Source organism: Streptomyces sp. NPDC048504 (genome assembly GCF_043200035.1).
Taxonomy (GTDB): domain Bacteria; phylum Actinomycetota; class Actinomycetes; order Streptomycetales; family Streptomycetaceae; genus Streptomyces.
The window spans coordinates 210171-222496 of record NZ_JBICXA010000004.1; the positions used below are offsets into that span (position 1 = coordinate 210171).

A 12326-nucleotide genomic window follows, 5' to 3' on the forward strand; every position below is an offset into this window, starting at 1 on the left:
CGAACGCGTCAGGACACCCGCAGCACGGTCTTGTCCCGGTCACGGTGGATCGGTGCCGCCGAGCCGGTCAGCGGCACGCCCGAGCCGCCGTTGCGTACGGCGACGATCTCCGCCGCGATGGACAGGGCCGTCTCCTCGGGCGTCCGGCCGCCCAGGTCGAGGCCGATCGGTGAGCGCAGCCTGGCCAACTCCCGCTCGCTGATGCCGACTTCCCGGAGCCGTCGGTTGCGGTCCTCGTGGGTTCGGCGCGAGCCCATGGCGCCGACGAAGGCGACGGGCAGCCGCAGGGCCTCCCGAAGGAGCGGTATGTCGAACTTGGCGTCGTGGGTGAGCACGCACAGGACCGTGCGTTCGTCCGTCGCCGTGCGCAGGAGGTAGCGGTGCGGCCAGTCGACCACGATCTCGTCGGCGTCCGGGAAACGGCTCCGGGTGGCGAAGACGGGCCGGGCGTCGCACACGGTCACCCGATAGCCCAGGAACTTGCCGGCCCGCACCAGCGCCGCCGCGAAGTCGACGGCACCGAAGACGATCATGCGGGGCGCGGGCACGCTGGACTCGACGAAGAGGGTCAGGCCCCCGGGGCAGTGCGAGCCGTCCTCCGAGATCTCGACGGATCCGGTACGGCCGAGGTCCAGCAGCGCGCGGGCCTGGGCCGCCGACATGCGGTCGAGGTGGGGCCGGCCGGCGCGGGGGCCTTCGTGCGGTCGGTGGCGGCCGCTCTCGTCCGCCGCGCCGAGGCCACCCCCGTCCGCCCCGCTCGAACCGCCCTCCCCCGGGCCGTCCGCGTCCCGCGCGCCGAGGCTGCCCTCGTGCCTCCCGTCGGGATACACCAGCAGCGCCCTGCCGAGCAGTTCGGCCGGCCCCCTGGCCACCCGGGCGAGCGCCACCGGCTCGCCCCCGGCCGCCGCCGCCAGCCCCGCGGCGTACACCGGGTCGCCCGCATGCACCGGCGTGACCAGGACCTCGATCACCCCGCCGCAGGTCAGGCCCACGGCGAAGGCGTCCTCGTCGCTGTAGCCGAAGCGTTCGCGGACCGGCTCGCCGTCCTGGAGTGCCTGCACGCACAGGTCGTAGACCGCGCCCTCGACACAGCCGCCGGAGACCGAGCCGATCACCGTGCCGTCGGTGTCGACGGCGAGCGCGGCGCCGGGTGGGCGCGGCGCGCTGCCGCCCACGGTGACGACGGTCGCGACGGCGAAGTCCCGGCCGTCCCGCATCCAGCGGTCCAACTCCTCGGCGATGTCAAGCACTTGGCGCCCCGCCCGCGCTCAGGACCCGGTCGGGGCGGATCGGCAGGGCACGGTGGCGGACGCCGGTGGCGTGCCAGACGGCGTTGGCGATCGCCGCTGCGGTCCCTACGACCCCTATCTCGCCGATGCCCTTGATGCCGACCGGGTCGTCCGGATCGGGGTCGTCGACCCAGTCAGCCTCGATGGCCGGTACGTCGGCGTTGGCGGAGAAGTGGTAGGTGGCGAAGTCCGGTCCGACCTGGGCGCCGGACGCCGTGTCGCGGACCGCCTCCTCGTGCAGGGCCATCGAGATGCCCCAGATCATCCCGCCGACGAACTGACCGCGCGCGGTCAGCGGGTTGACGATGCGTCCGGCGGCGAAGATGCCGAGCAGCCGTCGTACCCGGACCTCGCCGCTGGCGATGTCCACGGCGACCTCGGCGAACTGCGCCCCGAAGGAGTGCCGTTCCTTCTTGGCGAGCGCGGCGACGGCCTCGGCGGTGTCGCTGCGCGCGGTGATGCCGTCGGGCGGGATGTCGCCGCCCAGGGCCAGTTGCTCCCGCAGGTCGGCCGCGGCCCGCATCACCGCCCAGGCCCAGGAGCGGGTGCCCATCGAGCCGCCGGCGAACATCGCGGCTCCGAGGTCGCTGTCCCCGATGTGCACCCGGACCCGGGCCGGCTCCGTCTCCAGCGACTCCGCGGCGACCAGGGTCAGCGCGGTGCGGGCGCCGGTGCCGAGGTCCGTCGCGTTGATCCGCACGGTGTAGGTGCCGTCCGCCTCCGCGGTGACGGCCGCCGTGGACGGGCCGATCCCCACGTGGAAGGTGGCCGCGGCCATGCCGGTGCCGAGCAGCCAGCGCCCGTCGCGGCGCACGCCGGGGCGGGGGTCGCGGCCGGCCCAGCCGAAGCGGCGGGCGCCCTCGTCGAAACAGGCGAGCAGGTTGCGGCTGCTGAAGGGGAGCCCGGAGACGGGCCCCACCGCGGGTTCGTTGCGGACGCGCAGGGCGATCGGGTCGAGGCCGCACTTCTCGGCGAGTTCGTCGAGCGCGGACTCCAGCGCGAAGGAGCCCGGCGCCTCCCCCGGGGCGCGCATGAAGGTGGGCGTCGGCAGGTCGAGCCGTACGACCCGGAAGGCGGTGCGGTGGGCGTCGGCGTCGTACAGCGGGCGTCCGAACGCGGCGCTGGGTTCGGCGAATTCGTGCACGGTCGAGGTGAGGCTGAGTGCCTGGTGGTCGAGGGCGCGCAGCCGGCCGTCGGGGTCGGCGCCGAGCCTGACGCGCTGGGTGGTGGGGCTGCGGTAGCCGACCAGGGAGAACATCTGACGGCGCGTCAACACCACGCGGACCGGGCGCTGGAGAACGGTCGCGGCCATCGTGGCGGCCACCTGGTGCGGCCGTACCCCCTTGGATCCGAAGCCGCCGCCGACGTGTTCGGACCGCACCCGCACGGCCGCCGGGTCGAGGGAGAAGAGTTTCGCGAGTTCGCCGGCCACCCACACGGTGCTCTGGTTGGAGTCGACGACGTCGAGCCGTCCGGCCTCCCAACGGGCCGTCGCGGCATGGGGTTCCAGTGGGCTGTGATGCTCCTCTGGTGTCGTGTACTCCTCGTCGACGACCACGGCGGACCGGTCGAGGGCGTCCTCCACGTCGCCCTTCACCACCTCGGCCGGTCCGACGGGCGAGCCCGCGGGCAGGTAGGCGTCGGGGTGCCCGGCGTGGAACGCGATGTCGTGGGGCTCCTCGTCGTAGTCGACCACCAGCGCTTCGGCGGCCTCCCTGGCCTGCTCGGAGGTCTCGGCGACGACCAGCGCCACCGGCCAGCCCACGTACGGGACCTGGTCGTGCTGGAACAGTCCGAGGGCCGGGTCCGGCGGGCCCACGACACTCATGTAGTCGGTGGTGACACGCGGTGCGTTCTCGTGGTGCAGGACGGCGAGGACTCCGGGCATCGCGAGCACCGGTTCGGCGTGGACGGTGCGGATGCGGCCTCGGGCGACGGTGGACAACACCAGCCAGCCGTGGGCGAGTTCATCGAAGGAGAAGTCTCCCGCGTAGCGGGCCGCGCCGGTGACCTTTTCCCGTCCCTCGACGCGGGTGTGGGCGGTTCCGAAGGCACCCGTCGGCCGGACGGCCTGAGTCGTGGTGGTCATCGAGCGGTCTCCTCGGCGAGTTCGGTCAGTACGGCCACGACGAGATTGCGCAGCAGGGTGACCTTGTAGGCGTTGTCCGACAGGGGCTCGGCGGCGGCCAGTTCGGCGTCCGCGGCCGCCATGAACGCCTCGGCGCTCGCCGGTCCCCCGGTCAGCACCCGCTCGGCCCGCCGCGCCCGCCACGGCCGTGACGCCACCGCACCGAAGGCCAGCCGTACCTCGCGCACGACACCGTCGCGCACGTCGAGGGCGGCGGCGACCGAGCCGACCGCGAACGCGAAGGAGGCACGCTCGCGCACCTTCCGGTAGCGGGAGTTGGCGGCGACCGGGGCGGGCGGCAGCGTGACCCCGGTGATCAGCGCGCCCGGCGGCAGCGCGGTCTCGCGGTGCGGGGTGTCGCCCACGGGGAGATAGAGGTCCGTGAGCGCCAACTCACCCGGCCCGGCGGCGGTTTCGTACGACACGACCGCGTCGAAGGCCGCCAGCGCCACCGCCATGTCGGAGGGGTGGGTGGCCACGCAGTGCTCGGAGGCACCGAGGATCGCGTGGTTGCGGTGCTCGCCCTTCAGCGCGGGGCAACCACTGCCGGGGGCCCGCTTGTTGCAGGGCTGGGTCACGTCGGTGAAGTAGGCGCAGCGGGTGCGCTGGAGCAGATTTCCGCCGACCGTGGCCATGTTGCGCAGCTGTCCGGAGGCGGCGGCCAGCACCGCCTGGGCCAACGCCGGGTAACGGAGCCGCACTTCGGGATGCGCGGCGAGGTCGCTGTTGGTGACGGTGGCGCCGATGCGCAGGCCGCCGTCCGCCGTCGTCTCGACGCGGTCCAGGGGCAGTTCGCGTACGTCGACGAGCCGCGTGGGACGCTCCACGCCGGCCCTCATCAGATCGACGAGATTGGTGCCGCCGCCGAGGAAACGGGCGTCGGGCTCGGCGTCGAGCAGCGCGACCGCGCCGGAGACGTCGAGCACCCGCCGGTACTCGAACTCCCTCATGCCACGGCCTCCTTGACGTTGTCCTGCTCCTCATCGGCCCGCGGTGCTTCCGTCCGCCGCGCCTCGGCCGCCCGGGCGACCGCCTGGACGATCGACACATACGCGCCGCACCGGCACAGGTTGCCGCTCATCCGCTCCCGGATCTCCTCGGCGGTGAGGGGTGGCGGCCCCGCCTCGGGCCGTACGTCGGCGGTGACGGCGCTGGGCCAGCCCGCCGCGTGCTCCTCGATCATCGCGAGGGCCGAACAGATCTGGCCCGGAGTGCAGTAGCCGCACTGGTATCCGTCGAGGTCGAGGAACGCCTGCTGCACGGGATGCAGCCGGCCGTCGTCGGCCAGGCCTTCGATGGTGGTGACGGCACGCCCCTCGGCGGCCACCGCCAACTGGAGGCAGGAGACGACCCGGCGGCCATCGAGCAGGACCGTGCAGGCCCCGCACTGCCCCTGGTCGCAGCCCTTCTTCGTGCCGGTGAGGTCGAGGTGTTCGCGCAGCGCGTCGAGCAGGGTGGTGCGGTGATCGACGGGCAGCGTGTGCTTCTCTCCGTTGATGTTCAGGGTGATGACGCTGGACGTCGATGGGGCCATGATCAGCCTTCTCTCGCGGATGTGGGGCGCGCCGAGGTCGGACGAGGAGATCCGTGAGCCCACGGGTCGCACGAGAATTCCGGTCGGCGATGGGTCCGGCCGTTCGCGCAGCCCGTTCTGCCGGTAGAGTGGGCTCCAAGCGGACAGCTGTCCGCTATCCAGGAACCTAACGGACAGCTGTCCGCTTAGCAAGGTCGGCTCTGCCGTATTTCCCTGAAGGAGGAGGAGTGCGCGAGGAGTTGGGCACGCCACAGCGCTCGGACGCCCAGCGGAACCGCGAGCGCATCCTCGAAGTGGCGCTCGCCGAGCTGACGCTCGCGGCGGACGTCCCGCTGAGCACGATCGCCCGGAAGGCCGGTGTCGGACAGGGCACCTTCTACCGCAACTTCCCCAACCGCGAAGCGCTCCTGCTGGAGATCTACCGCCACGAGATGCAGCAGGTCGCCGATGCGGCGGCCCCGTTGCTGGAGACGAGCGCGCCGGACCGGGCGCTGCGGGAGTGGATGGACCGCCTCGCCCAGTTCGCCCGGGCCAAGGTCGGCCTGGCCGGGGCGCTGCGGCAGGCGGCCGGAGCATCCGGCACCCCGGCCAAGCCTGGGCACGGCGCGGTGACGGAGGCCGTCGCGCTGCTCCTGCGGGCGAACGACGAGGCCGGCACCATCCGCCCGGGCGTCACCCCCGAAGACTTCTTTCTCGCCATCGCGGGCCTGTGGCAGATCGATCCGCACGGCGACTGGCAGGGGCGCGCCGGGCGGCTCCTGGACCTGGTCATGGACGGACTGCGGGCGGGAGCGCCCGGACGCTGACCCGCGTCCCTCACCGCTCGGCGCCCGCCACGGAAACCCGAATGCGCCCGCTTGTTCGGTTCTGGGACCATGCGGGAATGATCGACCGTCTCGAACCACTGGTCCTCCGGCACACGTTCCGCGTCCCCCTCCCCACGGATCCCTCGGGTGAAGCCACGGGTCTCGTGGGTGAAGGCGCCACCGCCGCGCGGCAGTTCGACGCCGTGCTGCTCTCCGTGGGCTTCAAGCTCTCCGCCGACCTGCTGGAACGGCTGTCGGGACTGCCCGAGGAGACGGTCGTCCGTATCGCCGGACGCACGCTGCGGACCGTCCGCGAGCTGGTCGGCGATCACGTGCGGCACAACGCCTACTTCATCGATTTCCCGGCCAATGTGCCCGACACCGTGGACTTCTGGATGGAGTGCGTCGCCGACGCACTCCACGACGAGGAAACCTCGTCCGCGACGCTCAAGCAGCTGCGGACCGGCGTGGTGAATCTGCTCGGACTGCCGAAGTACGGCAGGTACCAGCACACGTACGCCGAACTGCTCGCCTCCCAGGACGAGTTGATCGCGACGGCGGGCGACCGGCTCACGGTGCTGCACGCGGGCGGCGAGCTTGCCGACGAACTCACCGCCCTGTACCTGGCGTTGGCCGGCAGCACCACACCCCTGAGCGAGGAGCACCAGGGCGATCTGCGGGCGCTGGCCGAGCGGTGCGTTGACGGGCCGCAGCCCGAGGCGATCCCGGTCCGGGAGAATCGCGCGATCGTCAACCAGGCCCGGATGAAGGCGGGTTCGGGACTGCTGCTGGACACCGTGACCGATGTGCTGCGGCTGGCCTGCGCGCTGTCGGACGGTGATGTGACGCTGGCGGAGCCGACCCGTTTCCGGTCGCCGTCGCGTCCGGTCCGGCGGGCTTTGCTCACGGGACTGGACTCCGTGGTCGCCGCGTCCCCCGCCAAGCTCGCCGACGTGCACGCGCACCGCGAGGCGTGGAAGCGGCTCGGGGAGCGGCTGCACCCGCACGAGTACCCGCGACTGCCGCGTGCCGCCGAGGTGTTCGCGGTCGCGCGCGGTGAGCTGAAGGCCCGGTCGTTCGACAGCCGGGTCGAGGAACTGCTCGCCCGGCACGATGTGTCGGGGGCGGCGGAGCTGCTGAAGTCGGCGCCGGGCAAGCTGTTCCGCGCGCTGGACCGGCTGCTGCGCATGGCGCTCACGCAGGAGGAGCGGGACGCCGTGGTGGCCGCCGCCGAGCAGGTGGCGCCCAAAGTGTCGGGCCGGGTCGTGCTGTCGGTGCGCGAGCATCTGCACAACCGCGCCCGGGACACCGGGGAGTTGCGGGTCTTCGTGAACCGGCGCGGCCGCGCCTGGGTGACCGAGGACGAGCGGTCGGTCGTAGGTCCGGCGGAGCGGAATCGGCTGATCGCCGCGCTCGACGACGAGACGCGGCGTCGACTGCCTTCTCCGGAGCGGCTGTTGGTCGATCCCGACGTGCTGGACGTGGCGTTGCCGTTGAGCGGGAAGGCGACGGCGGCCGGGCTCGGAGTTCTGCCGCGCGGGTCCCTGTCGGCGGTGGAGGGCGAGTTGCTGCGGTTCTTCGTGTACTGGAAGGAGACCGAGCGGCGCACCGACTTCGATCTGTCGGCGCTGATGCTCAACGCCGACTACTCGACGAACACGTGGCTGTCGTACACCTCGCTCACCGAGGTCGAGGGCGAGCACTCCGGTGACATCGTCGAAGCCCCGGACGGGGCCTCGGAGTTCATCAATCTGCGGCTGGGTGCCGTGCGCGGGGCGTTCGTCGTGCCGCAGGTCAACATCTTCGCGGGCGAGGGCTTCGAGGAGGTCGAGGAGTCGTTCTTCGGGTTCATGCTGCGCGAGGGCGAGCAGCGGGGGCGACCTTTCGAGCCGCGTACCGTGCGGATGAAGTCGGAGCTGCGCGGGGTGGGGCGGGTCGCGCTGCCGCTGGTGTTCCTGCGCGGGGAGGACGGCAGTTGGCGGGCGAAGTGGCTGCACCTGTATCTCAAGGGCAGCCCGTCGGCGAACCGGGTCGAGGAGAACCGCGTGACGGTGGCGAACCTGCTGCGCGGCATCGTCGAGCGCGAGCAGCTCACCGTGCGCCATCTCGTCGACCTGATGAGCGGAAACACGACGAAGGTGACCCTGTGGGACGGCGAGACGGTCCCGGACGGACCGGTCACCTTCATCGGAATGAGCCGCCCGGCCGAGCTGCCCGCCGGATCTCTTGTCGTCACTCTCGAAAATCTGCGCGACCTGATCCCCGCCTGACTGCTAACGTCGACCCCGGCGAGGCCATGGACGGGCTTCCTTCTCAACTACTCCTTGAAACCAGTCCGTCCGCTTTCCTCGCCCTCGACGTTCCGTGAGGGGTGCCCCAGGGGGCGCCCCTCACGTTCTTTTTCCGCCGAAACCTCACTTCACGGACTTGTGGGACAATCCTCTATGCGCGGACGAAAGGCCACTTCAGTGAGCGGAACGCACGACGGGTCCGGGTACGACAGCCTTCGGCTCGACCGCACCGGTCAGGCCGAGGCCTTCGATGCCATCGGGGACCGGTACGACGAGGCATTCCCGCACAAGGAGGGCCAGGTCGGCGCCGGTGACTGGCTGATCGAGTCCCTGGACCCGGGTGCCCGCGTGCTGGACCTCGGCTCCGGCACGGGTGTGCCGACCGCCCGCCAGCTGGCCGACGCGGGCTTCGAGGTCGTCGGCGTGGACTTCTCCGCCCGGATGGTGGCGCTGGCCCGGGGGTACGTCCCCACCGCCACGTTCCACCAGCTGGACCTCGCGGACCTGCGCCCGGGCGGCGCCCGTGACCTGGGCCGTTTCGACGGGGTCGCCGCGTTCTTCTCCCTGCTGATGCTCCCGCGCGCGGAGATCCCGCTCGCCCTGCGCACGATCCACCACCTGTTGCGTCCGGGCGGGCTGTTCGCCCTGTCGATGGTGGAGGCCCATGTGGACGACTTCGAGATCCCCTTCCTGGGCAACACGATCAGGGTCTCCGGCTATCTCCTCGAAGACCTGCACAAGATCCTCGACACGGCCGGCTTCGACATCGTGAAGGAGAACTCCTACACCTACGCCCCGGCGACCGCCGACGTCCCGCCCGAGGAACAGGTGTTCCTCTGCTGCCGACGGCGCGACTGAGGCGGTAGGACCGACCCGGCTGCCGTACCAGTGACGGGACGAAGCGTGTGACGGAGCATCCCAGCCCCCGCGAAGGCCCCGCCGGAACCGCCCGGCGAGGCTCCTCGGCGAGCGGCCCGGCGCCCGTCGTACCGCTCGGCCGGACGCCCGTGCAGCAGATGGACCGGCTCCAGTACCTCGATGTCGCCACCCGCCGGATCGCCCGCGGGATGGACCTGGACGAGACGCTGCGGGAACTGCGGTGGGCTGCGGTCCCCGCCTTCGCCGACGCGATCGTGATCCACCTGCACGATCCGCTGCCCGTCGGGGACGAGAGGTCGGCGGCGCCCGTCGTCCTGCGACTGCACAGCGTCGACCGGGCGCCGGAGGCGAGGTCCGCGCTGCTGATGCCGCACGCCGAGTACGCGAGCGTGGCCGAGCGGGTGCAGCCGGTACTCACCGGCCGGCTCGCGAAGCTGCTCCTGGCCGGGCGGCCGGCCTTCGGCGACGACCCGGGCATCCACCCCGCCGTAGCCGAACTGCTCGGCCCCGCGGCGAGCGCGCACGGCACGCTGCCGCCGGGCCGCCGCCTGATCATCGCCCCGCTGCACGGCCGCCACCACGTCATGGGCACCGTCGTCCTGCTGCGCCGCCCCGACCGCTCCGCGTTCACCGCCGACGACCTGCTCGTCGCCTCCCAGCTCGCCACCCACACCGCCATCGGCGTCCAGAAGGCGGTGATGTACGGCCACGAAGCCTCCGTCGCGGACACCCTGCAGCACACCATGCTCCCGTCCTCGCTGCCCGAGTCGACCGGCATCCGGCTCGCCAGCCGCTATCTGCCCGCCTCGAAGACCGCGCAGGTCGGCGGCGACTGGTACGACGCGATCCCGCTGCCCGGCAGCCGGGTCGCGCTGATCGTCGGTGACGTCATGGGCCACTCCATGACCTCCGCCGCGATCATGGGCCAGCTGCGCACCATCGTGCAGACCCTCGCCGGCCTCGACCTGCCCCCGCACGAGGTCCTCCACCACCTCGACGAACAGGCCCAGCGCCTCGGCAGCGACCACATCGCGACCTGCCTGTACGCGATCTACGACCCGATCTCGCACCGCCTCCTCATGGCCAACGCCGGCCACCCGCCCGCCGTGCTGCTGCGCCCGAACGGTCACGCCGAGGTGCTCCAGGTCCCGCCGGGCGCGCCGATCGGCGTCGGCGGCGTCGTCTTCGAGTCCGTGGAGATGCCCGCGCCCACCGGCACGACCCTGGTGCTGTACACCGACGGCCTGGTCGAGTCCCGCGACACCGACGTGGGCACGGGCGTCGAGGCCCTGCGCACCCACCTCCAGGCCACCCCGCACCGGCACCGCCTGTCCTCGCTGGAGCGGCTGTGCGACCGCATCCTCACCGCACTGGCGCCGGGCCCACGCGACGACGACATCGCGCTGCTCACCGCCCGCTTCGACGGCTTCCCGCCGGACAGCGTCGGCTACTGGCACCTCGACCCCCACCCGCTCACCGCGGGCCAGGCCCGCCGGCTGACCCGCAGGGTGCTGCTTCGCTGGGGCCTGGACGATCTGCTCGACAGCACGGAGCTCATGGTCAGCGAGGTCGTCACGAACGCCGTGCGGTACGCCTCCCGCCCCATCTCGCTACGGCTGCTGCGCACCGACGTGCTGCGCTGCGAGGTGACCGACGACTCGCCCCAGGTGCCCCGTATGCGGCGGGCCGCACCCGGCGACGAGGGCGGCCGCGGCCTCTTCCTGGTCGACCGGCTCGCCCAGCGCTGGGGAGCGACGCGGCTGAGCTCGGGCAAGGTCGTGTGGTTCGAGCAGCAGATCCCGAAGGGCCAGTAATCTCAAGGGAGTTGGCTTTCAGAAGGGAGTTGACGTTCAGACCGGTCCAACTCCCGTGCCTCCCTTGAGGCGTTCCAGGTCGGAGGGGCGGACCTGGATCACGATGACGGCGATGAGCGCGGCGACGACAGTGAAGATCGCCGCCATCACGAACGCGGCCGAGACACCGGCGGTGAGGACGTGATCGCCCCAGGTGCCCGGGAGTTGGCCGGTGCGCTGGAAGCGGATGCGCTCGGCCGGAGTCGCCTGGGCGAGGAAGGCGGGGATCCGGTCCTTCGCCTCGTTGCGGCTGGCGGTACCGAACATCGTGACCAGGATGGACAGTCCGAGCGAACCGCCCACCTGCTGTGTGACGTTGAGGAGTCCGGAGGCCGCGCCGGTCTCCTGGACAGGCACGTCCGAGAGTGCCATCAGGGTCAGCGACACGAACTCCATGCCCATACCGAGGCTGAACACCAGCATCGGGCCGAGGACGCTGCCCAGGTACGTGGAGTGGACGTCGGTCAGCGTCAGCCAGGACAGGCCCGCCGCCGCGAGGATCGCGCCCACCACCATGAACGGCTTGGGCCCGTAGGTCGGCAGGAACCGTGAGGCCAGTCCCGCGCCGACCGCGATGACGGCGCTGACCGGCAGGAAGGCGAAGCCGGCCATGAGCGGGCTGAAGCCCAGCACGTCCTGCACGAAGAGCGTGAGGAAGAAGAACATGCCGAAGATCGCGGCGGCGAGGCAGAGCATGATGCCGTACGTCCCGGCGCGGTTGCGGTCGCGGAACATGTGCAGCGGGGTGATCGGCTGCCGGGAGCGCCGCTCGACCAGGACGAACAGGGCGAGGACGACCACGGCCGCGGCGAACGAGCTCAGGGTGAGCCAGTCCCGCCAGCCCTCCTGCGCGGCCCGGATGAAGCCGTAGACGAGGAACACCACGCCCACGGTGGAGGTCAGGGCGCCGGTGATGTCGAAGTGGCCCGGGTGGCGTTCGGACTCCTTGATCCAGCGCGGGGTGGCGAGGACGATGAGCAGTCCGATCGGGACGTTGACGAAGAGCACCCAGCGCCAGTTCAGCCACTCGACGAGGATCCCGCCCATCAGCAGTCCGATCGCGCCGCCGCCGGCCGAGACACCGGCGAAGACCCCGAACGCCCGGTTGCGTTCCGGGCCTTCGCGGAACGTCGTGCTGATCAGGGCGAGCGAGGTCGGCGAGGCGATGGCACCGCCGACGCCCTGGAGGGCGCGTGCGGCGAGGAGCTCACCGGAGTTCTGCGACAACCCGCCCAGCAGGGAGGCGAGTACGAAGAGCAGCACACCGAACACGAACACCCGCCGCCGCCCGAGGATGTCCCCGGCCCGCCCACCGAGCAGCAGCAGACCGCCGAAGGTGAGGGTGTACGCGTTGACGACCCAGGCCAGGCTGGTGGTCGAGAACCCCAGCGAGCTCTGGATGTGCGGAAGCGCGATGTTCACGATGGTGATGTCGAGGACCACCATCAGCTGACAGGACGCGATGACGAGCAGCGCCATCGTGCTGCCGCCACCGCCGGTGTCCCGGGTGGTGGTCTGGTCCGCGGGGGCTTGCTGAGGGCTGCTG

The 12326-nt window shown here is 71.8% G+C and carries 9 protein-coding genes; 4 read left to right on the plus strand and 5 right to left on the minus strand.

Annotated elements, in window-relative coordinates:
* Positions 1-8: 8 nt before the first annotated feature.
* The 4 genes from ACGFY9_RS11870 to ACGFY9_RS11885 are packed head-to-tail and all read right to left on the minus strand — an operon-like array spanning position 9 to position 4951.
* Entirely contained in the window at positions 9-1250 is a 1242-nt protein-coding gene (locus ACGFY9_RS11870; RefSeq protein WP_393753580.1) for an XdhC family protein, read from the minus strand.
* Positions 1243-3378, minus strand: coding sequence for a xanthine dehydrogenase family protein molybdopterin-binding subunit (locus ACGFY9_RS11875; protein WP_393753581.1), 2136 nt, complete (start codon positions 3376-3378; stop codon positions 1243-1245). The genes ACGFY9_RS11870 and ACGFY9_RS11875 overlap by 8 nt, the downstream gene beginning before the upstream one ends.
* Positions 3375-4367, minus strand: coding sequence for an FAD binding domain-containing protein (locus tag ACGFY9_RS11880; protein WP_393753582.1), 993 nt, complete (start codon positions 4365-4367; stop codon positions 3375-3377). Before ACGFY9_RS11880 ends, ACGFY9_RS11875 begins: the two co-directional genes overlap by 4 nt.
* Positions 4364-4951, minus strand: coding sequence for a (2Fe-2S)-binding protein (locus tag ACGFY9_RS11885; protein ID WP_393753583.1), 588 nt, complete (start codon positions 4949-4951; stop codon positions 4364-4366). The genes ACGFY9_RS11880 and ACGFY9_RS11885 overlap by 4 nt, the downstream gene beginning before the upstream one ends.
* A gap of 227 nt (positions 4952-5178) precedes the next feature.
* On the opposite strand from ACGFY9_RS11885, the gene ACGFY9_RS11890 reads away from it, so the two are divergent.
* From ACGFY9_RS11890 to ACGFY9_RS11905, 4 genes are all read left to right on the plus strand, one after another.
* The gene (locus ACGFY9_RS11890; RefSeq protein ID WP_393753584.1) at positions 5179-5757 is read left to right on the plus strand and encodes a TetR/AcrR family transcriptional regulator; all 579 of its coding nucleotides are present in this window, start codon (positions 5179-5181) and stop codon (positions 5755-5757) included.
* 77 nt (positions 5758-5834) lie between these two features.
* The gene (locus ACGFY9_RS11895; RefSeq protein WP_393753585.1) at positions 5835-8027 is read left to right on the plus strand and encodes a hypothetical protein; all 2193 of its coding nucleotides are present in this window, start codon (positions 5835-5837) and stop codon (positions 8025-8027) included.
* 174 nt (positions 8028-8201) lie between these two features.
* Complete coding sequence (locus ACGFY9_RS11900) at positions 8202-8906, plus strand: class I SAM-dependent DNA methyltransferase (RefSeq protein ID WP_393753586.1); 705 nt, start codon at positions 8202-8204, stop codon at positions 8904-8906.
* Between the two features lie 47 nt (positions 8907-8953).
* Positions 8954-10741 (plus strand): SpoIIE family protein phosphatase, encoded by a 1788-nt coding sequence (locus ACGFY9_RS11905; protein WP_393753587.1) that lies wholly within the window; start codon positions 8954-8956, stop codon positions 10739-10741.
* Between the two features lie 36 nt (positions 10742-10777).
* Here ACGFY9_RS11905 and ACGFY9_RS11910 read toward each other — a convergent pair whose 3' ends face one another.
* Positions 10778-12259: an MFS transporter gene (locus ACGFY9_RS11910; RefSeq protein WP_393753880.1), complete on the minus strand. Its 1482-nt coding sequence runs from the start codon at positions 12257-12259 to the stop codon at positions 10778-10780.
* Positions 12260-12326: the final 67 nt, after the last annotated feature.

What these genes read in the sequence shown, in the direction of transcription:
- ACGFY9_RS11885 (WP_393753583.1), bottom strand. Translation starts at nt 4,951, where the DNA reads ATGGCCCCATCGACGTCCAGCGTCATCACCCTGAACATCAACGGAGAG.
- ACGFY9_RS11880 (WP_393753582.1), bottom strand. Translation starts at nt 4,367, where the DNA reads ATGAGGGAGTTCGAGTACCGGCGGGTGCTCGACGTCTCCGGCGCGGTC.
- ACGFY9_RS11910 (WP_393753880.1), bottom strand. Translation starts at nt 12,259, where the DNA reads ATGGCGCTGCTCGTCATCGCGTCCTGTCAGCTGATGGTGGTCCTCGAC.
- ACGFY9_RS11900 (WP_393753586.1), top strand. Translation starts at nt 8,202, where the DNA reads ATGCGCGGACGAAAGGCCACTTCAGTGAGCGGAACGCACGACGGGTCC.
- ACGFY9_RS11875 (WP_393753581.1), bottom strand. Translation starts at nt 3,378, where the DNA reads ATGACCACCACGACTCAGGCCGTCCGGCCGACGGGTGCCTTCGGAACC.
- ACGFY9_RS11895 (WP_393753585.1), top strand. Translation starts at nt 5,835, where the DNA reads ATGATCGACCGTCTCGAACCACTGGTCCTCCGGCACACGTTCCGCGTC.